Origin of the sequence: Luteolibacter arcticus, assembly GCF_025950235.1 — a bacterium.
GTDB lineage: Bacteria > Verrucomicrobiota > Verrucomicrobiia > Verrucomicrobiales > Akkermansiaceae > Haloferula > Haloferula arctica.
In genome coordinates, this window is sequence record NZ_JAPDDT010000013.1 from 1 (window position 1) to 21594 (window position 21594).

Below are 21594 nucleotides of genomic sequence, written 5' to 3' on the forward strand. Positions count from 1 at the left end.
GGGTGATGGAACTGGGCCGCGACCTCATCGACGACGCGGCGCGTGCCGAGTGGACGCGGCGCGTGCTCGCGGAACTCATGGTCACCGCGCTGATACCGGACCGCAAGCCCCGCAGCTGCGATCGCGGGCTGCGCCAGCCGACGAAGAACTGGAAGAAGATCCGCCACCCGACCTCGATCCCGCTGGTGAAGAAGATCACCCTCGATCTAACAGAACCTTAAAGGCATTGGAATTCATGCCGATTGGGTGGTCGAGTCTCCGGACTTTTCGGGCGGAATAAATTCCGCGTTCCCAGTGGTCATAAAAAAGCACCGGCCCTTGCGGACCGGTGCTCTCTAACCGAAGATGCGCAACCGAAGCGCTTCAGAAGAATGAGCGGAAACCGAACATCCAAGTCAGCGCCTCCACGTCGCCATCGCCGGCATTCGGCGTGTCGAGGTGGGCGTATTCGGCACCGAGCTGGAACTTCAGGTTATCGCCGCAGATCAGGTAGTTGAGGCCGGCGTAAACGGTGTGCAGCGAGTCGCCGCGGCCGCCGTTGACGATGTTCGGGTTGCCGCCGCCGCCGTAGTTGGTGGCGCGGACGTAGCGGCTGTTCATGCGAATGCCCTGGTCTTCCTCGGCACCGGCGTAGGCGTACTGGACCACGGCCTGCAGCTTGGTCGGGATGATCCAGTAGTAGGGAGTGGCGACGAAGCCCCAGAAGTTGCCGCGGCGTGCGGCGTTCGCCTGCATGTCGGTGCCGCCGTTGTCGCCGTAGAAGCCTTCCAAGTTCACGCCGCCGTTGCCGATGGAATACTCGGCGGAAAGGGTGCTGGCCCAGCGGTAGTCGAGCAGCGAATCCTCATTGGCGAGGCGCTCGTCGGCGTTGTTGTAGAGAAGTTCCCAGCCGAAGCGGAGGTCGTCGGTGGCGGAGTAGATGAGCTCGGCGTTGTACATCAGGCCGTCGTTCCAACCGCCCCAGCCCTCGACATTGCCGTCGTCCACGCCGAGGTCATCGGTGCCCTCGTCGGTGCTGTAGATGCCGGCGATGGCATTCCATTGGCCCTTCACGGCATTGACGAAGAGACCGGTAGGACGGGCGCTCTGATAGAGTTTGTTGGAAATGGCCGAGCGCTCGACGGTGAGGAGGGCATTCGACGAGGTCCGTGCTTCCAGGCCGCCATGCCACTTGATGCGGCCGAAGTTGGCGGTGAGGACGTCAACGCCGCCGAAGTTGAAGGCCTTGAGGATGTCGAAGGTGAAGTAGGATTCGTCGAAGTCGATGTAGTCGTATTCGAGGTCGCCGCCGTTGAAGCGCTGGTCGTCCACCAGATTGACCACGCCCTTGTAGCTGAAATAATTCAGGAAGCCGATCTTGCCACCGAGACGGAAGCGGCGGGCGTCGGTGTAGTCCTCGCTGAAGTCCTGGCCATTGGTGCCTTCGCCATCGACGTAGGCGGCTTGCCAGTGGTAGCGGCCTTCGAAGACGAGGCTCTGGACCCAGGGATTCTCCGGCAGCTTGACGGTGCCGGGCTTGCTCGAGAGCCACTCGCAGAAGTTGAAGTCGGCGACGCTATCGGCCGGGGCGGGCTCTGTCACCGGTTCACCGGCAAGGGCAAGGCTGGAAAGACCGCACAGGAGCGCGGCCGTGACTTGGGTCGTGTGGTGTTTCATGGGATGAAATGAAGACAGTGCCGCGAGGGCGGCGGGAATCGATGCGAAGTGACAGCTTTGTGACAGGCCCGTTGCGTGACGGTCCTGTCACAAACCCTCGGATCCAGCCTTGGAGGCTGATGTCGAGGGATTTGCGGTATGATCCGCCCGATCCTCTAGCTGGGTTTCGTGACAAACCCGTCACAAAGCACCGGTGGACGTTTGCAACGATGGTGGCATCCATGCCGTCGAGCGTCGCTTGCGGCGCGGAAATCCACATCACATCCATGCGCACCACCATTCGTTTCGCCGCCGCCAGCCTCTTCGCGGGAGCCATGCTCGCCGCCACCGCTAGCGCGCAGAACATCAGCATCAAGGGCTCCGACACCCTCGGTGCCAAGCTCGTCCCGCAGCTTGCCGAGAAGTTCCAGTCCAGCAATAGCGGCGTGAAGTTCGAGATCGCCGCGGAAGGTTCTTCGACCGCGTTCCCGGCCCTGGCCAATGGTACCGCCCACATCGGCATGTCTTCTCGCAAGGCGAAGCCCGAGGAGATCACTGCCGCCCGTGCGAAGGGTATCAAGCTCAATGAAATCGAAGCCTGCCACGACATGATCGTGGTGGTCGTCAACAAGGGGAACAAGGTCAAGAGCCTCACCAAGGACCAGGTCCAGAAGATCTTCACCGGCGCGGTGAAGGATTGGAGCGAAGTCGGTGGTGCCCCGGGCACGATCTCGATCTACACCCGCAACACCGCTTCCGGCACCTACAAGGACTGGCAGAGCCTCGCCATGGGCGGCAAGAACTACGCCGGTAGCTCCCAGAAGCTGGCGGGCAACGAGCAGATCGCCGAGGAAGTCGCCAAGAACAAGAACGGCATCGGCTACGTCGGTCTCGCCTACGCGAAGAAGGGCGGCATCCAGCCGGTCGTGATCGACAGCGTGGCCCCGGAAGCTTCCAACGCGAAGAAATACGCCTACAGCCGCGCTTGCTACTACTACATCCCGGAGAATGCCGACGCCACCGCGAAGGCTTTCGTGGACTTCGCGATCGGCTCGGAAGGCCAGAAGATCGCCAAGAGCCTCGGTTTCGTGCCGAACTAAGAAGTTCTGGCTGACAATATCGACACGCAATCCCGGCGCGGGGAAGCCCCGCCGGGATTGCCATTTCCACGAGAGGCCTCCACGCTCGTTTCCGCACGTCGCGCATGCCGGAATCACCGACCCCCACACCAGTTCCCGCCGGTCATCCTTTCCGCAAGAAGGGCCGGGGCACGGATGGCCTGATCAAGGCCTTCTTCGCCGGCAATGCGGGCCTGACCATCGTTATCCTGATCCTGATCATTGTGTTCCTCGTGCGGGAGGGGGCGGGATTCTTCCCGAAGTACCGGGAGGAGCTGGAATTTTACCGGAAAGCCGGGCTCGAGCTCGTCGATATCCCGCGCAAGGATCTGAAGGCTCACGAGCAGATGGCCTCGCTGCTGAACCGGGCCTACTACGCGCAGGTCAATGCCGCCTGCCGGGCCGAGTTCCTCCGTTCCTCGGAAGCGACCGCGGTGGTTAGCTACGTGAACGAGGCGGTGACTCCTGCCCAGAGCGCCCTGCTGCGGGTGAAGGAAAATGCGGGCGAAGGAGAGATCCCGAAGGAGCTTCAGGACACCCTCACTGCGAAGTACAAGGCGCTTCTAGCCGATGCCCTCGCGGGCAAGCCGGGGGAGGGGATTCCGCCTACTCCGCATCTCTCCAAGGAGGAGCTGGAGGGTCTGCTCTCTGCCTTAGGCGCACGCGACCCGCTTTCCTCCGACGATCCGCCTCAAATCGCGGCGATCGACGAACAGCTCTCGGCCAAGCAGGCCGAAGCCTCCGTGCCGCTGGCGGATTTCCGGGCGGCCATCGACGCCTTTTCGGAAGCCTCGGGAAGCCTCGACACCCTCGTCTCCGAGACCGGCGACGTGGTGAAGGCGATCAAGGAGGGAGCCACCCTGCACGAGATCGAAGTCACGCGGCGCGGCACGCTCTTGGAAGGTGCCGCGAACGCGAAGACCGCGGAACTGAAGGCCTCTCTGGAAGCGGATGCCGCGGCGTCCGTGACTACCGAACCGGTAGACTTCTCCACGGCCATCCAACCGGTGCTCGCGCGCCTGCCGGAATTCCGTGAGGCAAATGCCGTGCTCTCCAAGGCGGCAGGCGAGGTCATGCCGAAGCTGCCCGAAAAGCTGGAGGACGACAAGGCGCAGCGCTATCTCTCCGCCTTCCGCAAGGCGGCTCCCGAGTACTCGAAGGAACTTGAGGACACGGTGGCGAAGATGGAGGCTTGGAAACTCGACGCGCCGGTAGGACTGGGTGCGACCATCTGGGGCTTCATCACCGGGAAGGACTGGATTACCGGCGGTGAATGGCAGGACTTCTACGGGATCGTGCCTCTCTTCGTGGGCTCGTCCTTGATTGCGGCCATTGCCTTGGCTCTTGCCATCCCGCTCGGCGTGGGAGCGGCGATCTATACCAACCAGCTCGCGGGCCGCCGCGAGCAGAATTTCATCAAGCCGACGATCGAGTTCCTGCAAGCGATCCCGTCCGTGGTGCTGGGCTTCCTCGGCATTGCGGTGCTCGGCACCATCCTTCAGGAAACCTCGATGAAGGATGCCTTCTCGTGGGTGCCCGGCTTCCCCATCCAGCAGCGGCTGAACATGTTTACCGCCGGGTGCCTGCTGGGCCTGATGGCCATTCCCACGATCTTCAGCCTTTCCGAAGACGCGTTGAACAATGTGCCCTCGGCCTTTGCGGAGGCATCCGATGCCCTGGGTGCCTCGAAGCTCCAGACGATTTTCCGGGTGATTCTGCCCGCTGCTGTTTCGGGTATCCTTGCGGCGGTGCTACTGGGGCTTGGCCGGGTGATCGGCGAGACGATGGTGGTCTTGCTCGTCGCCGGCAACCGGATCGAGATTCCGGATTTCACGGAAGGCTTGGGCGTTTTCTTCCAGCCCGCACACACGCTGACGGGCATCATCGCACAGGAGCTTGGTGAAGTGCCCTTCGGCAGCGTCCATTATCGTGCGCTCTTTGTGGTGGGCATGCTGCTCTTCATCATCGTGCTGGCCATCAACTGGACGGCTCAGCGCATTCTTCACAAATTCCGCATCGGCCACGAGTGATGGAAAATCCTGAACAACTCATTCGCAAGGGCGTCCACCGCGAGGGGATGAAAGAGGGAGCGGTGAAAGGCTTCCTCGGTGGCCTTACCTGGGGCATCGTGATCGTGGCGCTCCTGATTTTCGGGCGCATCTGTTGGGATGGTGTGCCGGCGCTCACGAAACCGGAGTTCCCCTACATCGATACCAGCTTCCTCACCGAGCGGACCCAGACGCTGCACGTGTTTGACGATGCCGCTGGCACTCGCCACAGCATCCCCTCCGGCGAATACCATGCCTGGGTCGCGAAGAACGGCACTGAAGCGGTTTTCAACGAGCAGACCTACTCCTACTCCGGGGGCGGCATCATCGGTCCGATTGTCGGTACCGCGATGCTGACGCTTTTCAGCGTCTTCCTCGCGCTGTTCTTCGGCGTGGCGGCGGCGATCTATCTCAGCGAGTATGCGAAGCAGGGGAAGTTCATCGATCTCGTCCGGCTCGCCATTCTCAATCTCGCTGGTGTGCCCTCGATCGTGTTCGGACTCTTCGGTTTCGCGGTGTTCGTGCTCGCCGCGCCGGTCTTCACGGACAACCCCATCGATCGGAGCCTTCTGACGATTCCGCTCGGCTTCACCTCGCTGAGTTTCCAAGGCTGGAATTCATCCCTGATGGCAGGGGCGGCCACGCTGGCGTGTATGATCCTGCCAGTCATCATCACCGCCTCGGAGGAGTCGTTGAAGGCGGTGCCGCAGGGCTTCCGCGAGGCCTCGCTGGCGCTCGGGGCGACCCGCTGGCACACGATCCGCAAGTGCGTCCTGCCCTTTGCGACACCGGGCATTCTCACCTCGTCCGTCCTTTCGCTCGCCCGCGCCGCAGGGGAGACCGCCCCGATCATGTTCACCGCCGCTGTGGCAGCCAAGGACAGCTTGCCGTGGGAAGGTCTCTCGAATCCCTTCGGCGTGTTTCAGAGCCAGGTTCAGGCGCTTCCCTACCATATCTACACCCTGTCGAAGATTCCGACCTCGGACTACACGCAGCGCGCGCAGTATGGGTCGGTCTTCGTGTTCCTGATGATGATCTTCCTTTTCTCGGCGGTTTCCATCGTCCTCCGTCACCGCGTCCGCTCGAAGCTCAAATGGTAAACGGCTCTTCCACCAATGGCACCCCGGCGATCGCCGTGGAGAACCTGCGCTTCAACTACGGGGAGAAGCAGGTCCTGCACGATGTAAACCTCGAGATCCCGTCGCGCGAGATCACCGCCTTCATCGGGCCGTCCGGCTGCGGGAAATCCACGCTGCTGCGTTGCTTCAACCGCATCAACGACCGCATTCCGGGTGCCAAGGTCACCGGTGGCGCGATCCGCATCGCGGGTATCGACATCGCCCGCCCGGATCTCGATCTCCAGGTGCTCCGCCGCCGCGTCGGCATGGTCTTCCAGAAGTGGAATCCCTTCCCGAAGTCGATCTACGACAACATTGCGTATGGCCTGCGAATCCACGGCGAGAAGGACTCCAAGGCGATCGAAGAGCGCGTCGAGTATTGCCTGCGCCGCGTCGCCCTGTGGGATGATGTGAAGGATCGCCTCAAGACCAGCGCCTTCGGCCTGTCCGGCGGTCAGCAGCAGCGCCTGTGCATTGCCCGCACCATCGCGACCAAGCCCGACATCATCCTGATGGACGAGCCCTGCTCGGCTCTCGATCCGCTTTCGACGCTGAAGGTCGAGGAGCTGCTGTTAGAGCTGAAGAACGAATACACGATCGTCATCGTCACTCACAATCTGGCCCAAGCCAGCCGCTGTGCCGATAAGACGGCCTTCTTCTATCTCGGCAAACTGATTGAGCATGGGGAGACGCAGAAGATCTTCTCGACTCCGAGCGTGAGGCAGACGGAGCAGTATGTGTCGGGGGCGTTTGGGTGAGGCGGCGAGTGAAGGCGCTTTGCTCCCGGTTGGCGGCAGGGAAATCCCAGCCAACCTAGACGTGTGGAATTGGCTTCCTTGCCGAGGATGGTCTAGTTACACGTTCTGCAAAAAATGGATCCTTGCCGACACCAGGAATTGGTTCTGAAGCGAGCGGCTTTGAAGCAGGCGAGAGAACAGGATGCCAGGGCCACCTCGTTCAAATTGCTATTGAGGCCATTGGAGGACATGGGAGTTCGGTATGTCGTGATCCCAAGCGCCCAAGGCACACTGGCTGGTTCGTCAGCGTTGGCTGCGTTGGGGTCGTTTCCGTTCGATGTTTGTGGGCACTTGGTGGGAAATCGGATGGTCCCTGCATCCGAATGGCGTTCCGTATTTTCCGAGCAGTTCGTTTCCGGCAGGCGTGCCTATCTGGCTTGGAAGGATCAAGATTGCTGTGTCGACGTCTTGCTGGCCGACATCATTCCGATTCTGGAGGAGGTATTCGTCGACTACCACTGGGACGCTTATCTATTTGATCCATTTGGAGGGTGGATCATCGAAAGTCATCACGACGGCTATCTACGCATGATCGATGCAGCGCAAGGTGGTGCTGGACAAGCCGCCAACCGCCCGGTCGCTTTGTGAAGCTATGTCCTTCTGAACACGACAGGAGAAGCAGCCCTCGCTACTCTTCCTCCTCCTCAAGCCGCTCCGACGCATCAATCGCATCGAGCTTCTCGCGGTAGCTTTTCTCATCGAAGCCCCGCTTGCCGCGCCACATTGCGTCGGTCTCCTCGCCGAGGCAGGCGGCGATGCTGGCCTTTGCATCTTTCTCGCTCATGCCCTTCGAGGTGAGCCGCTCCAGGGCCTTCGCGACGTAGCGCGTCTGCGGCGAGATGAGTTGCTGCTCCACGGCATTTAGGAGGTCTTGGAAAAAAGCGTCTTCGTCCATAGAGCAGGTCAGAGAAGGGGATGTTCTAACATCTGCAGCCACGGAGTGTATTCCGGGGGGATCGGCGCTTCGAATTTCAGCCGCTGCTTGGTGACCGGATGATCGAACTGCAAGCGCCACGCATGCAGCATCAGCCGCCCCGGCTTGGCGTTCTGGCGTTCCGGCTTGGCGTAGATGGGATCGCCGACGAGGGGGCAGCCTAGGTGCAGCAGGTGGACGCGGATCTGATGGGTGCGGCCGGTGTGGAGGTGGCAGAGCACCAGCGACGAGCCGGTCGAGCGGTCGATGGAGAGCACCTCGTAGTCGGTGATCGCGGTCTTGCCGCCGGGCGGATTGACCACCGCCATTTTCTGCCGGTTCACCGGATGGCGGCCGATGTGGGTGAAGACCGTGCCCTGCTGCGGATTGGGAATGCCCTGCGCCACGGCGAGGTAGAGCTTCTCCATCGTCCGCCCGGAAAACTGCTCGCTCAGAGATTGGTGGGCGACGTCGGTCTTGGCGACGACGAGGCAGCCCGAGGTATCCTTGTCGAGGCGATGCACGATGCCCGGTCGCTCGACGCCGCCGATGCCGGAAAGCTGGCCGCGGCAGTGGTGGAGCAACGCATTGACCAGCGTGCCGTCGGGATTTCCCGCCGCCGGGTGGACGACGATGCCGCTTTCCTTGTCGAGCACCAGCAGGTGCTCGTCTTCAAAGAGGATGCTCAGGGGAATGTCCTGCGGCTGGGCCTCAGCGGGGACGGCTTCCGGAATGGCGATGCTCAGGTGATCGCCGACCGCCACGGAGTCGCGCGGTTTGGCGGGCTGGCCATTGCGCAGGATGAAATGCTCGCGGATCAGTTCCTGGATGCGCGAGCGCGATAGCTCCGGTATCCGCGCCGCCAGAAAGGCGTCGAGGCGCGTGCCGGCATCGCTGTCCACGCGGATTTCCATGGCCGCGGAGCCTCGCGGCGGGCGGGCGGGGCTGTCAATCGCGAGAGCGACGGAGAAAACTCCTCCTATTATTCGCCTGCGAGCTTGAGAACTCGTTCCCGCAACGATTCAGCGATCCAAAAGCCGGCCCGCGACTGCAATTGGTCGAGCAATGGGGCAAGCTCTGGGACCAGGCTGAGTTCCTTTGCCCGGATGAGGATGCCGAGGATTCCAATGGCCGGTATTCCCAAGGCTTTCGCCTCGGTTCGTCCCGCCCGCTCGTCCATCAGGATCGCGTCCGCTTTGATCTCGGAGGCCAAAGCGAGGGCGTTCACCTCTCCCGAGTGCAAGCGCTCGTTTCCTGCGAGCGTCGGAGGCACCCGCGATGGAGCCACGATTTCGATGAAAGCCGGGAAGGCCAGGCCTGCGAATCTCGGATCCGAACCTGCGAGCTTCTGGAACTCATCCCAGACGGCGGGCGGCGCGAGCAGTTTACCAAAGAGCTCTTGAAGCACGTGTTCGTGCCTCAGGCAGCAGAGGTTCAGCACGCTTGAGGTATCCGCAACGACGATCACCGAGGGGGCAGGTCGCTCAGGTTGGCGAGGTCTTCCTCGAGCATTTCCTCCGTGTAACCGGAGATTTTCCGGCGGCTGACTTCCTGATCAAAGTCGTATCGCTCCATGCCGGCGATTCGGCAGGCCACCGTCCGGCTGACGCGGCCGGCTGCGAAGAGCCCACAAGCCAAGTCCAGACGGAGGTCCGACTCGGTCATGCCCGCCAGCGCGGGATCGTCAGGTAGCGTCAAGGTCATGGCGTAGCTTAAGGCGTTTCTGACCTGGCGACAATGCGACAATCGGCAGGCGACTTTGCGCTTCCCGGTGGTTTTCCGGCCGATACTTCGAGAAATTGAAGTTTTCAGTGAAGCGCTGCGTAGGTAGCCTCAGCCATGCCGGAGGGGGAAATCGAGATTGCCTACTGCCACGCCTGTGGGACCTCCATGGACGTGAGCCTGGTCGCTCCGTTTTCCAACGTGGAGTGCCCGTCGTGCGGCAAGCACACCCGGGTGAAGCGCGAGTTCGGCCCCTACACGCTGCTGCGCCGCCACGCGATCGGCGGGATGAGCGTCGTCTTCGTCGCCCAGGACAACATGCTCGACCGCGAGGTCATCGTGAAAATCCTCAACGAGGAGTATGGCAGCGACGACAAGCGGATCGCGGCTTTCGAGGAAGAGGCGCGGATCACGGCCTCCTTCAGTCACCCGCACGTCGTGCGGGTATTCACCACCGGGCGGGCTTTCGGTCGCTTCTACATCGCCATGGAGTTGGTGCCCGGCGGGCACTTCGAACACCACATCCGCGAGCGCGGGTCGATCCCCGAGGCGGAAATGCTGCCGCTGGCGACTCAAGTGGCGGCCGGTTTGAAAGCCGCGCAGGCCGCCGGCCTGATCCACCGCGACATGAAGCCGGGCAATATCCTGCTCGATGCCGCCGGGAATGCGAAGATCGTCGATTTCGGCCTCGCCCTCGTCACCAAGGGTGGCAAGGCGCAGGCCACGGAAATCTGGGCCACACCGTACTACGTGCCGCCGGAAACCATCGAGGGCCTGCCGGAGGACTTCCGCTCCGACATGTATGCCTTCGGGGCCACCCTCTATCACGCGCTGGCCGGGAAGCCGCCGTGCAACGAGGAGTCGATGGACACCAACAAGCTGCGGGAGGTGAAAAAGAAGATCCTCCCGCTGGCCAAGGCCGCACCATGGCTCAGCGCCGACACCTGCGCCCTGGTGGACCGCACCATGTCCCATGATCCGGTGCTGCGGTTCCGCTCCTACGATGATCTCCTGGCCGCGCTGGAAACGGCGCGCCAACGGCTTGCCAGCGGCGCAGCCCTGCCGCCGGCGAAGGCTGGCAATGGCTCGCGGCGGGGTTCCAATGCCGGCGAGAAGATCGCTCTCGCAGCCGCTGGCGTCTTGATCTTGGGCGCACTCGGCTTTGCCGGTTGGTGGGTCACCCGCGAGGAGCCCAAGCCGCAGGTTTCGCAGAACGGCACCAGCTTGACTCCCGTTGCTGCCAATCCATCGGGCGGTGACAACAGCGCCCGTATCGGCTCCGCCTACCGCGAGGCGGGCGAGGCCTTGAAAACCGGTGACTATGCCAAGGCCCATAACCTTTTCGCCGAAGTCCGCGATCAGCCCGGGGTGCTCCAGCCGACCGGCTCGTGGGCTGCCTGTGAGGCGGTGATCGCCGCCTACCTCGATGGCCGCAGTGACAGTGCACGGAAGGATGCCCGCGACGCCGTCGAGCACATCAAGGGCGCGGCCGGCATCGCCGAGGAGAGCCGGACGGTGCTGTTAGATGGCTTGGAGAATGTCGCCGGGCTGCGTCCGGTCGTGTGGAGTTCCGAGGCTCCTGCTCCCACCGGGCCGGCCTTGCTGGCGTCGATGATTGCGGGCCTGAAGAATTGGGAGCACGGCATGGTGGATCTTGCCCTCCCGCACTTCGACGCGGTGCTCGCGACCGAAGCGAAAGGTGCCGACTCCTGGGTAGCTCCTTATCAGAATATCCTGCGCGGCTATGCGAGCGATGCGCAAAAGCTCGGAGCCGCGATACCCGAAAAGTTTCCGGCCAGCGCCGCCGCTTGCCGTGGCTTGGCTGATGAACTCCATGCGGTGCATGCTTCGCTAAAGACGAAAGGCCGGGCGCGCTTCAATCTGCGCGCCTTGCAGCTCGATCTGGAAAAGCACGCGCGCTTGCTGGGAGGGGGGGCGGTCACTCCCTCTGATCCGCCAGCGCCACCGCCGGTAGCCGCCGACCCGCTCGTGCAGGTCCGCAAGACCGCGGCCGCCTGTCGTTTCGCCGAAGCGGCCGCCGCGATCAAATCGCCGGACTTTCCCGTGAAGGAGGCCGAGCCGCGCGTGTCTGCCTTGCTGCTGCTGGCCGAGGCCGCCGCGTCTTTCCTCGGCGAGCTGGAAGACAAGCTGGCGGCCCCGCCGGAGGGGGTCATCCTCGAGCTGCGCGACCACACCAAGCTCGACCAGATCACCGGCACCCGCAGCGGCGGGGTCAAGATTCTGGATGCCACCGGTTCGCCGCGCGATGTCGAGTGGGCCGAAGTCTCGCCCGACAGCGTGATCGAGCTGCACCGGCAACTGGTGAAAGCCGAGACCAGCGAACTCGAACGCCTGCGCCGCCACGAGCAAGCCATCGCCTTCGACCTGCTGGCTGGCGACCCCGCGCGCGGGAAGAAAGCGGGTGAGAGCCTGGCTTCGAGCTACCCGGCTTTCAAAAGGCGCTGGGATCTAGTGCAGGCGGCGCTGGAGTGATTTGGCTGTTTTTCAGCGGATCGACTTCGTTATTCCGGCTGGAGGGGCGCGCCAAAGGTGGAGGAGGGGCGATTTCCGGAGTGGCCTCGCCCCGCCGGAAGGGCGCAGCCCATCCGCTACGTGCTGTCGCTCAGGCGCGGACCCCGCACTTGCCAGGCGGGCGGCGGTTCCTCAGGATTCCCGAAAGATCGCCATGGCCGAATACACCGAAGCTGACATCAAATCCCTCGATTGGCGCGAACACATCCGGCTCCGCCCCGGGATGTACATCGGCAAGCTCGGTGACGGCACCTCGCCCGACGACGGCATCTACATCCTGCTCAAGGAGGTCATCGATAACTCGATCGACGAGCACATCATGGGCCACGGCAAGGAGATCCAGGTGCAGATCGACGAGGAAGGCCGCGTCGAGGTGCGCGACTTCGGCCGCGGGATCCCGCTCGGCAAGCTCTACGACTGCGCCGCCCAGATCAACACGGGTGCCAAGTACGACAGCGAGGCCTTCAAGAAATCGGTCGGCCTCAATGGCGTCGGGATCAAGGCGGTCAATGCGCTCGCCAGCTTCTTCGAGATCCAGGCGTGGCGCGATGGCCAGACCAAGGCGATCGAGTTCTCCAAGGGCATCGTCACCGAGGACATGAAGACCCCGCGCCGCGAGGAAGCGCCCTCTGGCACCCGGCTCGCGTTTGAGATCGACCGCTCGATTTTCCCGCCGAAGTCGAAGTTCAAGGATGCGACCGTCGAAAAGATGTGCCGCTACTACAGCTATCTGAATCCAGGGCTGACCATCGTTTTCAACGGCAAGAAGTTCAAATCCAAGGACGGCCTGCTCGACCTGCTGCGCGAGGAGATGGAGAGCGAGGCGCTCTACGATCCGATCCACCTCAAGGGGCCGGACATCGAAGTCGCCTTCACCCACACCGCCGAGAGCGGCGAGGAGTACTACACCTTCGTCAACGGCCAGCACACGACCCAGGGCGGCACCCACTTGCAGGCCTTCCGCGAAGGCCTCGTGAACGCGGTCCGTAACTTCTACAAGAAGCAATATGATCCCGCCGACGTCCGAGCGGGCATCGAGGCGGCGGTCTGCGTGCGCATTGTCGAGCCGGTCTTCGAGTCGCAGACCAAGACCAAGCTCGGCTCGGCCGCGATGGTGCCGGATGGCGAATCGATCCGCACCTTCGTCGGCAACTTCCTCAAGCAGCACCTGGACAACTACCTGCACAAGCACCCGAAGGTGGCCGAGGCGATCCAGAAGCGGATCCAGGCCGCCGAGCGCGAGCGCAAGGACATGAAGGGCATCCAGAAGATGGCCCGCGAGCGCGCCAAGCAGGCGAAGGTCCACAACAAGAAGCTCCGCGATTGCCGCGCCCACCTCGACTCGAAGCACAAGCAGCGGCTCGAGAGCACGCTCTTCCTCACCGAGGGTGACTCCGCTTCCGGCTCGATCACGAAGAGCCGCGATGTTGAAACGCAGGCGGTCTTCTCGCTGCGCGGCAAGCCGCTCAATACCTTCGGTCTCGCCAAGAAGATCGTCTATGAGAACGAGGAGTTCGCTCTCTTGCAGGCGGCGCTCGGCATCGAGGACGGCATCCAGGAACTGCGCTACAGCAGGGTCGTCATCGCGACCGATGCCGACGTGGACGGCATGCACATCCGGCTGCTGCTTCTCACATTCTTCCTGCAGTTCTTCCCCGAGGTCATTCGCGAAGGCCACCTCTTCATTCTCCAGACGCCGCTGTTCCGTGTCCGCAACAAGAAGGAGACGATCTACTGCTACGACGAGGAATCACGGGTCAAGGCAATCGCCAAGCTCGGCAAGAACGCCGAGATCACCCGCTTCAAGGGCCTCGGTGAGATCTCGCCGGATGAGTTCAAGTTCATGATCGGCCCCGATATGCGGCTCGATCCCGTCGAGTTCGAGGAAGGCAAGGGGACCAAGGAGTTGCTCGCCTTCTACATGGGCAAGAACACGCCCGACCGCCAGGACTTCATCATCGAGCACCTGCGGATCAACGTGGATCGGCAGGTGGCGTGATCATAGGGTGCCAGAGTTCGGGTTTCCGCATCCGGTTGCGCAGAGTCGGGGATATTTGAACGTCTCCGTCGCCACATTGCCGCCAGAAGTCCGATCAATCCCATGGATGAAGGCTCCGGGACGAGACGAATGTCCAAACTCGGCGCAAGAGCTCGTCGGTCGGGAGGTGCGATAATCCCTATGGAAAATCCCTCCAGATCCACTGTCCCGGATGTTATTTCGAAGATCACGCTGCCCTGCCACTCGGGGAAGGCTGTATTCCAATCTCTAAGAAATAAGAAGCCGCCATAGCCGTTTGGCACACCGTGGAGAGCTTGGGAAAGGACGGGTTCGGATTGTCCTTTCGCGAGGACTGTGACCCAAAGAACTTCACCGGAATCTAGTTTATCATCTCCAAAGCGGATGCCAAACTGGTCCAGTGTGTCCGATGACGAGGCACCCGTTCGAGTGAGAGTGAAGTCATAGGAGAACCGATTGATATCGGGTGCGATCACGGCGCCGGTCGCAGATTCTGAGTGTATCAGGGCGATACTCGCAAGAATCAAGACATGGCGAGAGGGCATGGCGATTGACTAGCAATTGAGATGGATGATGCCACAAGCTCTGATTTGCGAACACGCGACCTGCCCAATTTCATCATTCGTCAGCCTCACGCATAGCCCAGCCAAGGCCCCAGCCACTTCTCGGCTTCTTCCACCGTCATGCCCTTGCGGTGGGCGTAGTCTTCGAGCTGGTCCTTCTGGATCTCGGAGATCGCGAAGTAGTGGCTCTCCGGGTGGCTGAAGTAGAGGCCGCTCACGGCTGCGCCGGGATGCATGGCGCAGCTTTCGGTAAGGGTCACGCCGGTGGGCTCCGATGCCTGTAGTAGATCGAAGAGGATCGGCTTCTCGGTGTGGTCCGGCTGGGCCGGGTAGCCCGGTGCCGGGCGGATGCCGCGGTAGAGTTCCTTGATGAGCTCGTTCGCGCCGAATTCATTCGGCCGCTCGTAGCCCCAGGCCACGCGGGCGCGGTGGTGGAGCAGCTCGGCAAAGGCTTCCGCCAGCCGGTCGGCGAGCGCCTTGGCCATGATCGCGTTGTAGGGATCGTGGGCGGCTTCCAGTTCCGCGGCCCACTCGTCGGCACCGTGGATGCCGACGACGAAGCCGCCGATGAAGTCCTTCCCGGCTCCTTGCGGCGCTACGTAGTCGGATAGCGCCTCATTCGGCTTGCCGGAGTCCTTTTTGATCTGCTGGCGCAGGGTGTGGAAGCGGGTGCTCTCGGAAATACGATGTTCATCGTTCCACACGATGATGTCGTCGCCATCGGAGTTCGCCGGGAAGAAGCCATACACGCCGCGGGCGATGAAGCGCTTCTCGGCGATGACCCGCTCTAGCAGCTCTAGCGCCTCGACGTGAAGCTTGGCCGCTTCCTTGGCGCCTTCCTCGTTCCTCGTCTTGAGCACGCCGGCTTCGCGGTCCCAGACGCCGCGGAGTTCCCATGCGTGGAAGAACGGCGTCCAGTCGATGTAGTCCACCAACTCGCGCAGCGATTGATTCGGGATCGCCCGCGTGCCGGTGAATTCAGGCACCGGCGGCGTGTAGCTCGACCAGTCGGTGTGACGGCCCTGGGCGCGGGCCTCGACGATGCCGACGGTCTCCTTCTTCAGCCCGCCGGTGAACGCTTCGCGTGCCTTGCGATGGCGCTCGTTGTTCTCGGCGATGAAGTTCTCCTTCTGGTCGGGTGAAAGTAGCGAGGTGGTTACCGGCACCGAGCGCGAGGCATCGAGCACGTGGACGACCGGCCCCGAGTAGTGCTGGGCGATCTTCACCGCGGTGTGGGTGGACGAGGTGGTCGCGCCGCCGATCAGCAGCGGCACCTTGAAGCCGCCCTTTTCCATCTCCTTCGCGACGTGGATCATCTCATCCAGCGACGGGGTGATGAGGCCGGAAAGGCCGATGACATCCGCGCCGAGTTCCTTGGCTTTCGCGAGGATCTTGTCGCAGGGGACCATCACGCCCATGTCGGTCACTTCGAAGCCGTTGCAGGCGAGGACCACGCCGACGATGTTCTTGCCGATGTCGTGCACGTCGCCCTTCACGGTGGCGATGAGGAAGCGCCCCGCCGAGCGGCGGCGACCCGCCAATGCGATGGCCTCGTCGCGGCTCAGCGACGGATCCTTTTCCATGATCTCGGCGATGTCGCCGGCGAGGAATTCCGCTTTCTCGGCTTCCATGAAGGGAGTGAGCCAGGCGACGGACTTCTTCATCACGCGGGCGCTCTTCACGACCTGCGGCAGGAACATCTTGCCCGCGCCGAAGAGGTCGCCGACCACGCCCATGCCATCCATCAGCGGGCCTTCGATGACCTTGAGCGGACGGCCGTACTTCTGCAGGGCCTGCTCGGTGTCCTCATCGATGAATTTGTCGATGCCCTTGAGCAGCGCATACTCCAGGCGCTTCTCGACCTGTGCCTCGCGCCACGTGAGATCTTCTTCGACCTTCTTGCCGTCCTGGCCCTTGAAGCGCTCGGCGAATTCGAGCATCCGCTCGGTCGCGTCAGGCCGTCGGTTGAGCAAGACGTCTTCCACGTGTTCGAGCATCTCCTTCGGAATCTCGTCATACACTTCGAGCATGCCAGCGTTGACGATGCCCATGTCCATGCCGGCCTTGGTGGCGTGGTAGAGGAAGGCCGAGTGCATCGCCTCGCGCACCACGTTGTTGCCGCGGAAGGAGAAGGAGATGTTAGAGACTCCGCCTGAGACCTTCGCGTGGGGCAGGTGGGTCTTGATCCAGCGGGTCGCGTTGATGAAATCGAGGGCGTAGTTGTTGTGCTCTTCGATGCCGGTGGCGACGGTCAGGATATTCGGGTCGAAAATGATGTCCTCGGGCGGGAAGCCGACCTTGTCCACCAGCACGCGGTAGGCGCGCTCGCAGATGCGGATCTTCTCGTCGTAGGTCGCGGCCTGGCCGTTTTCGTCGAAGGCCATGACCACGGCGGCGGCGCCGTAGCGGCGGATGTGCTTGGCCTGTTGGATGAACTTTTCCTCGCCTTCCTTGAGCGAGATCGAGTTCACGATGCCCTTGCCCTGGAGGTATTTGATGCCTTCCTCGATGATCTCCCACTTGGAGGAGTCGACCATGATCGGCACCTTGGAGATTTCCGGCTCGCTTTGGACGAGCTGGAGGAAGCGCGCCATCATCGCCTTGCCGTCGATCAGTCCGTCGTCGAAGCAGATGTCGATGACGTTGGCGCCGCTCTCGACTTGCTGGCGGGCGATCTCGAGGGCGTCGTCGAGTTTTCCTTCACGGACCAGCTTGGCGAACTTCGGTGACCCGGCGACGTTCGTGCGCTCGCCGATCATGAGGAAGTTCTTGTCCGGGGTGTGGTTGTAGGGTTCGGAGCCGGACAGGCGGAGGACGCGGGGCAGGGTGGACATGGGAAAGGAGAAAAGTGGAACCGCCAAGACGCCAAGTGCGCCAAGTTTTTCAGAGATCTGGATGATGGAGGGCCATCCGCTTGATGCCCTGCTTGATGATGGGAACGTTGAAATTGATGAGCAGGCCGAGGGTTTTGCCCGATAGCTTGAGGTAGGTCATGAGCTGGGCGTGATGGATAGGAAGCACTTGCTCGACCGCTTTAAGCTCAAGAATCACCTCGCCATTGACCAAGATGTCGAGCCGGTAGCCGACTTCGATTTCCAGTCCATCATAAACGACTGGTTGCGGTTTCTGCCGCTCCACCTGATAGCCTCGCTTGGTCAGCTCATGAGCCAAGCAAGCCTCGTAGGCACTCTCCAGTAGCCCCGGTCCGAGTTTCGTGTGAATCTTGAAAGCCGCATCCACCACATCCTTTGCAATCTGATCCGCAGTATTCATACGGGGCGATTTCCTAGCTCCAATTCCAAAACTTGGCGACCTTGGCGTCTTGGCGGTTCAATTTTCCACGACCGGCACCTCACGAGGCGCGATGCCCTTCACCCCTTCGGCGATGGCCGTGACGTGCTCGGGGGTGTTCCCGCAGCAGCCGCCGGCGAGATTTAGCAGGCCGTCCAAGGCGAATTCCTTCATGTAGGCATTCATGTGCAGAGGCTCGAGGTCGAAGCCGGTCGGGGCGAGCGGGTTGGGCAGGCCGGCGTTCGGGTAGCAGGAAATGTGGCTGGCGGAGACCTTCGCCAGTTCCTCGAGGTGCGGCTTCATCAGGTCAGGGCCGAGCGAGCAGTTCAGGCCGACGGCGAGTGGATTGACGTGTGCGACGGCATTCCACATGGCCTCGACCTTCTGCGCGGAGATCATCGTTTCTCCGCCACGGCCGACGGCGGCGCTGACGATAATCGGCAGCTTCAAGCCATCGGCGTCGAAGACTTCCTGGATGGCGACCAGCGCGGCCTTCGCGTTCAGGGCATCGAAGATCGTTTCCACCATCAGGATGTCGCAGCCGCCCTCGATCAGGGCGCGGACCTGACGGGTGTAGTCTTCCTTCACCTGGTCGAAGGTCACGGTGCGGAAGCCGGCGTCGTTCGCGTCCGGTGACGTGCTCAGCGAAACGGTGAGCGGCCCGATGGCACCCGCGACGTAGCGCTTGATGCCGGTGTCGCTGCCGACGTTGTCAGCCCACTTCCGGCACAGTCGTGACGACTCCACGTTCAGCTCCCACGCGAGTTCGCGCAGCATCGGGTCATCCATGATCTTCTGGAAGAACGCCGGGTCCTTGATGCCGCCGTGTTCTCGCGGGTCATCGACGAAGAACTCGCTCTGCGCGATCGACGTCGCCGAGAAGGTGTTAGTTTCGCAGATGTCGGAGCCGGCTTCGTAGAAGCGCTTGTGGATGTCGCCGATGACATCCGGGCGGGTGATGGAGAGGATGTCGCCGTTGTTCAGCAGGTCCTTCTTCGAGTCCGCGAAGCGCGGGCCGCGGGCATCGTTCTCGGCCAATCCGTAGGTGCGGATGGTCGTGCCCATCGCTCCATCGAGGACGAGGATGCGCTGGCGAAGTGCCTTTTGAAGCTCGGCGGTCGGATCGGGGCGAGGCATGCCAAGAGGCTAAGCCGAGGCACGCCGTTCGCAAGTGTCAAATCGTCGTATCAGGATATGATGATGGGATTATTTTGGAACCCTGTTCACCGTGTAGAACGCGAGGTTGTTCTGCAGCGGTGAGCCGTCGGGTGAATCTACCTTCGGGAATTTGATCTGGAAGACGCGGCGTTCGGCGAGGCCCTTGACCTTGAGGGTCACGGACTTCGAGTCACTGGCAACAATGCTCACCTCGTGCTTCTGCTTGTCCTCCTGATCGCTGCCGTAGGTCCACTTCGACTGGTAGGTGAAGGAGGAAAGCTCCCATCCCTTCGCCTCCTTGAGCTTGTCCGGGATCTCCTGGGTGAAGCTCACCTTGAAGCCGTCCTTGGTGATCGATACGCGGTCGATGTCGAAGGGCACCGGGCCGAGGAAGGTGACACGTTGCAGGCCTTCCGCCGGGGCGCCCCAACCGCGGACCGTCTGGCCGAGGTAGAGCTGCTTGCCATCGGCGGTGAAGCGCGCGCGGTGGTTGCCGGAGCGCAGGCCGCGGCCATCAATGAAGTGGGTGCAGGCGCCCTGCCAGGTATCGCCGACCTTTTCGACCATCACGCGGGTGACGCGTTCGCCATTGTTGTCCGGCAGCAGCATCTGGCCGGCGAAAGGGTTGCCCTTGGGGAATTCCATGGGCTCGCCGGCGGAGCGGTTCATCTCCATGTGCGGGATCTCGACGGCGGCCCAGGTGCGGTCCTTGTTGTACTCGTCGAGGTTCTCGCGGTAGTAGGCGAGGGGGTCATTGCTCTTCTTGAAATTCGGATCCCACACGAGGCTGTTAGGGTGGCCGTAGAAGTGACCCTTCTCGACATGATAGAGCGGGGTGGTGGCTTTCCAGTCGCCCTGGTTGTCACCGGCCCACAGCTCGCCCTGCGGATCCTGATAGATGCCATTGGCCATGCGGAAGCCGGACGCCCAAGGCGTGATGTTGCCCTTGGCATCGCTATGGAGCACCCAGCCCTTCCACTTCACCGCGGAGTAATTGCGGCCACGACGGCCGGCTTCGGAATAAGTGCCGAGCGTGTGCTCGAAGGTCGGGCCGGAGAAGGAGGCAGTGCCGACGGCGATGAAGTAGCCGCCCTTGCCATCGCGGCAGAGCGCGTTGGTCTCGTGGTAGTTTCCACTCAATCCCCAGCCGTGGGCGAAGCGGGTGAACTGGTCCGCCGCGCCATCGCCATCGGTGTCCTCGGCCTCGGTCATCTCGGCCATCTGGGTGACGCGGATCTTGGTAGGGCTGACGACGTCGAGACCGCAGCCATTGTCGAAGCCGGTGGCAAAAAGCTGCCAGTTGAAGGCGTTCGGATCGTCGGTGGGCTTTGCCTTGAGCACGTCGCCACGGCGCAGCACGATGAACAGCGTGCCGTCCTCGGCGAAATCAATGGCTCCCACTTCCGGCGGTACGCCGGACGGCAGATCGATGTCCTCGACCTTGTAGCAGTCGGAGAATTTCGCGGCGTGGAGAGGCTGAACCGCCAGGGCGCCAAGGACGCCCACTTTGAGAAAGATGGATTTCATGGGTCTGCAGTTCACTCGGGTGTCGCCAGGGATTCGATGTAAAGGACCAGGGAGTCGTATTCGACATCGGGCAGGCCGAAGGGCGGCATGTAGTTCGGCGGGTAACCTTTCACGACCTTCGCATTGGGGGCCTTGATCGATTCCACAAGGTACTCGCGGTCGGCCTTGACCGGCTTGTCGAGACCTTCGATTTCGACGTCGTGGCCGAAGAGCAGGCCGACCGAGGGGCCGTGATTCTTCGAGCCGTCGGTGCTGTGGCAGGCGGAGCAGCCGTATTGGAGGAAGAGCTTCTCGCCGGCGCTGGTGCTTGCCTTGGTGATCTTGTTGTCGGGCTTGTATCCCTCGAACTTGCCGATGTCGCTGCCGGCCAGAGTGAGAGTCATCGTGCCCTTGCCGGTGGCGCCATCGATGCCTTTCCACGTGAGGGTGCCATTGCCCGGCGTGGTGACCGTCACCGTGCAAGCGAGCGGCTTGTCGGAAGGCGTGACCTTCAGCGTGAATGGGGTCTCGCCCGCCTTGAATTCATAGACTGGCACGCCCTTGACCAGCCGGTGGCCGGTGTAAACGCGCGGCCCAAGATCGCTGATCGACTTGCCGTTCAGCTCGATGGGATCCTTGCCGCTGGTCTTCCAAAACAGGGTCCCTATCAGCTTCGGCACGTAGCCGAAAGAAATGCGCGAGCCCTTCGACACGTCACCCCAGTAGGGCATCATGTCCACGAAGCCGCCCTGCCAGGTGTAGAGCAGGCGGCACTCGGTGGTGTCGAAGACATAGGACAGGGCCGGCCCGAAATTCACGCCGATTCCGGCCGCGATGCCTGCCATCGGCACGACCTCGCCTTTCACGTCGGAGCCGATCTGCGGGTTGTACTTCGAGACCTTGCGACCGGTATCGTGCTGCGAAAAGACCGCATCATCGATTTCCGGCTCTGGCAGGTAGCTGCGCAGGACCAGCGGCTTTTCCACCGAGCCCATGGGCCGGTTTTCGAAAGTGATCAAGGGCTCCGCGGCGTGCAGCGGCAGGACGAGGCAGAGCAAGAGTAGGGTTTTCCTCATGAATGGATTCTTGCGAAGACGTTCCATAGTGACAGATCCTGTCTGACAAAACACCTACCCGATTGAGTCACCGTGTCATGCCTTGTCGTGGATTTGCCCT

Annotated in this window: 18 protein-coding genes and 1 pseudogene; 8 read left to right on the forward strand and 11 right to left on the reverse strand. The window is 62.2% G+C overall.

Annotation, left to right across the window (positions count from 1 at the left end; translation table 11 throughout):
* A partial coding sequence (locus OKA05_RS21815; RefSeq protein ID WP_264489317.1) for a hypothetical protein occupies positions 1–221 on the forward strand: 221 nt, incomplete at its 5' end.
* A gap of 142 nt (positions 222–363) precedes the next feature.
* On the opposite strand, the gene OKA05_RS21820 is transcribed toward OKA05_RS21815, so the two are convergent.
* Entirely contained in the window at positions 364–1656 is a 1293-nt protein-coding gene (locus tag OKA05_RS21820) for a porin (RefSeq protein ID WP_264489318.1), read from the reverse strand.
* A 266-nt stretch (positions 1657–1922) separates the two neighbouring features.
* Between OKA05_RS21820 and OKA05_RS21825 the strand changes: the two genes are divergently transcribed.
* The 5 genes from OKA05_RS21825 (at position 1923) to OKA05_RS21845 (ending at position 7304) form a co-directional block, all read left to right on the forward strand.
* On the forward strand, positions 1923–2735 hold the full coding sequence (locus tag OKA05_RS21825; protein WP_264489319.1) for a phosphate ABC transporter substrate-binding protein: 813 nt from the start codon (positions 1923–1925) through the stop codon (positions 2733–2735).
* A gap of 104 nt (positions 2736–2839) precedes the next feature.
* Positions 2840–4783, forward strand: a complete 1944-nt coding sequence (gene pstC, locus OKA05_RS21830) for a phosphate ABC transporter permease subunit PstC (RefSeq protein WP_264489320.1) — start codon at positions 2840–2842, stop codon at positions 4781–4783.
* Complete coding sequence (pstA, locus tag OKA05_RS21835) at positions 4783–5901, forward strand: phosphate ABC transporter permease PstA (protein WP_264489321.1); 1119 nt, start codon at positions 4783–4785, stop codon at positions 5899–5901. The genes pstC and pstA overlap by 1 nt, the downstream gene beginning before the upstream one ends.
* The gene (pstB, locus tag OKA05_RS21840) at positions 5895–6677 is read left to right on the forward strand and encodes a phosphate ABC transporter ATP-binding protein PstB (protein WP_264489322.1); all 783 of its coding nucleotides are present in this window, start codon (positions 5895–5897) and stop codon (positions 6675–6677) included. The genes pstA and pstB overlap by 7 nt, the downstream gene beginning before the upstream one ends.
* Before the next feature lie 246 nt (positions 6678–6923).
* Positions 6924–7304: a hypothetical protein gene (locus tag OKA05_RS21845; protein WP_264489323.1), complete on the forward strand. Its 381-nt coding sequence runs from the start codon at positions 6924–6926 to the stop codon at positions 7302–7304.
* 40 nt (positions 7305–7344) lie between these two features.
* On the opposite strand, the gene OKA05_RS21850 is transcribed toward OKA05_RS21845, so the two are convergent.
* From OKA05_RS21850 to OKA05_RS21865, 4 genes are all read right to left on the reverse strand, one after another.
* Positions 7345–7611, reverse strand: a complete 267-nt coding sequence (locus OKA05_RS21850) for a hypothetical protein (RefSeq protein ID WP_264489324.1) — start codon at positions 7609–7611, stop codon at positions 7345–7347.
* An 8-nt stretch (positions 7612–7619) separates the two neighbouring features.
* Positions 7620–8543, reverse strand: coding sequence for an RluA family pseudouridine synthase (locus tag OKA05_RS21855; RefSeq protein ID WP_264489325.1), 924 nt, complete (start codon positions 8541–8543; stop codon positions 7620–7622).
* Between the two features lie 68 nt (positions 8544–8611).
* Positions 8612–9097: a PIN domain-containing protein gene (locus OKA05_RS21860; protein WP_264489326.1), complete on the reverse strand. Its 486-nt coding sequence runs from the start codon at positions 9095–9097 to the stop codon at positions 8612–8614.
* A complete protein-coding gene (locus tag OKA05_RS21865; protein WP_264489327.1) occupies positions 9094–9333 on the reverse strand; it encodes a UPF0175 family protein in 240 nt (79 codons plus the stop codon). Before OKA05_RS21865 ends, OKA05_RS21860 begins: the two co-directional genes overlap by 4 nt.
* Before the next feature lie 135 nt (positions 9334–9468).
* Between OKA05_RS21865 and OKA05_RS21870 the strand changes: the two genes are divergently transcribed.
* Together OKA05_RS21870 and OKA05_RS21875 are read left to right on the forward strand one after the other, a co-directional pair.
* Complete coding sequence (locus tag OKA05_RS21870) at positions 9469–11844, forward strand: serine/threonine-protein kinase (protein WP_264489328.1); 2376 nt, start codon at positions 9469–9471, stop codon at positions 11842–11844.
* A gap of 193 nt (positions 11845–12037) precedes the next feature.
* Positions 12038–13882 (forward strand): DNA topoisomerase IV subunit B, encoded by a 1845-nt coding sequence (locus OKA05_RS21875; protein ID WP_264489329.1) that lies wholly within the window; start codon positions 12038–12040, stop codon positions 13880–13882.
* On the opposite strand, the gene OKA05_RS29480 is transcribed toward OKA05_RS21875, so the two are convergent.
* From OKA05_RS29480 to OKA05_RS21900, 6 genes and pseudogenes are all read right to left on the reverse strand, one after another.
* Positions 13801–14445, reverse strand: a complete 645-nt coding sequence (locus OKA05_RS29480; RefSeq protein ID WP_369335611.1) for a PEP-CTERM sorting domain-containing protein — start codon at positions 14443–14445, stop codon at positions 13801–13803. The genes OKA05_RS21875 and OKA05_RS29480 overlap by 82 nt on opposite strands.
* 86 nt (positions 14446–14531) lie before the next feature.
* Positions 14532–17276, reverse strand: a pseudogene (gene metH, locus OKA05_RS21880) (methionine synthase); the annotation flags it as partial.
* A 70-nt stretch (positions 17277–17346) separates the two neighbouring features.
* Positions 17347–17736, reverse strand: a complete 390-nt coding sequence (locus OKA05_RS21885; RefSeq protein ID WP_264489331.1) for a GxxExxY protein — start codon at positions 17734–17736, stop codon at positions 17347–17349.
* A 57-nt stretch (positions 17737–17793) separates the two neighbouring features.
* A complete protein-coding gene (locus OKA05_RS21890) occupies positions 17794–18891 on the reverse strand; it encodes a homocysteine S-methyltransferase family protein (RefSeq protein WP_264489332.1) in 1098 nt (365 codons plus the stop codon).
* Positions 18892–18960: 69 nt separating this feature from the next.
* Positions 18961–20439 (reverse strand): PQQ-dependent sugar dehydrogenase family protein, encoded by a 1479-nt coding sequence (locus tag OKA05_RS21895; protein WP_264489333.1) that lies wholly within the window; start codon positions 20437–20439, stop codon positions 18961–18963.
* 11 nt (positions 20440–20450) lie between these two features.
* Positions 20451–21494: a c-type cytochrome gene (locus OKA05_RS21900; RefSeq protein ID WP_264489334.1), complete on the reverse strand. Its 1044-nt coding sequence runs from the start codon at positions 21492–21494 to the stop codon at positions 20451–20453.
* Between the last annotated feature and the right edge of the window lie 100 nt (positions 21495–21594).

What these genes read in the sequence shown, in the direction of transcription:
- OKA05_RS21820 (WP_264489318.1), bottom strand. Translation starts at nt 1,656, where the DNA reads ATGAAACACCACACGACCCAAGTCACGGCCGCGCTCCTGTGCGGTCTT.
- OKA05_RS21825 (WP_264489319.1), top strand. Translation starts at nt 1,923, where the DNA reads ATGCGCACCACCATTCGTTTCGCCGCCGCCAGCCTCTTCGCGGGAGCC.
- pstC (WP_264489320.1), top strand. Translation starts at nt 2,840, where the DNA reads ATGCCGGAATCACCGACCCCCACACCAGTTCCCGCCGGTCATCCTTTC.
- pstA (WP_264489321.1), top strand. Translation starts at nt 4,783, where the DNA reads ATGGAAAATCCTGAACAACTCATTCGCAAGGGCGTCCACCGCGAGGGG.
- pstB (WP_264489322.1), top strand. Translation starts at nt 5,895, where the DNA reads ATGGTAAACGGCTCTTCCACCAATGGCACCCCGGCGATCGCCGTGGAG.
- OKA05_RS21850 (WP_264489324.1), bottom strand. Translation starts at nt 7,611, where the DNA reads ATGGACGAAGACGCTTTTTTCCAAGACCTCCTAAATGCCGTGGAGCAG.
- OKA05_RS21855 (WP_264489325.1), bottom strand. Translation starts at nt 8,543, where the DNA reads ATGGAAATCCGCGTGGACAGCGATGCCGGCACGCGCCTCGACGCCTTT.
- OKA05_RS21865 (WP_264489327.1), bottom strand. Translation starts at nt 9,333, where the DNA reads ATGACCTTGACGCTACCTGACGATCCCGCGCTGGCGGGCATGACCGAG.
- OKA05_RS21870 (WP_264489328.1), top strand. Translation starts at nt 9,469, where the DNA reads ATGCCGGAGGGGGAAATCGAGATTGCCTACTGCCACGCCTGTGGGACC.
- OKA05_RS21875 (WP_264489329.1), top strand. Translation starts at nt 12,038, where the DNA reads ATGGCCGAATACACCGAAGCTGACATCAAATCCCTCGATTGGCGCGAA.
- OKA05_RS29480 (WP_369335611.1), bottom strand. Translation starts at nt 14,445, where the DNA reads ATGCCCTCTCGCCATGTCTTGATTCTTGCGAGTATCGCCCTGATACAC.
- OKA05_RS21885 (WP_264489331.1), bottom strand. Translation starts at nt 17,736, where the DNA reads ATGAATACTGCGGATCAGATTGCAAAGGATGTGGTGGATGCGGCTTTC.
- OKA05_RS21890 (WP_264489332.1), bottom strand. Translation starts at nt 18,891, where the DNA reads ATGCCTCGCCCCGATCCGACCGCCGAGCTTCAAAAGGCACTTCGCCAG.
- OKA05_RS21895 (WP_264489333.1), bottom strand. Translation starts at nt 20,439, where the DNA reads ATGAAATCCATCTTTCTCAAAGTGGGCGTCCTTGGCGCCCTGGCGGTT.
- OKA05_RS21900 (WP_264489334.1), bottom strand. Translation starts at nt 21,494, where the DNA reads ATGAGGAAAACCCTACTCTTGCTCTGCCTCGTCCTGCCGCTGCACGCC.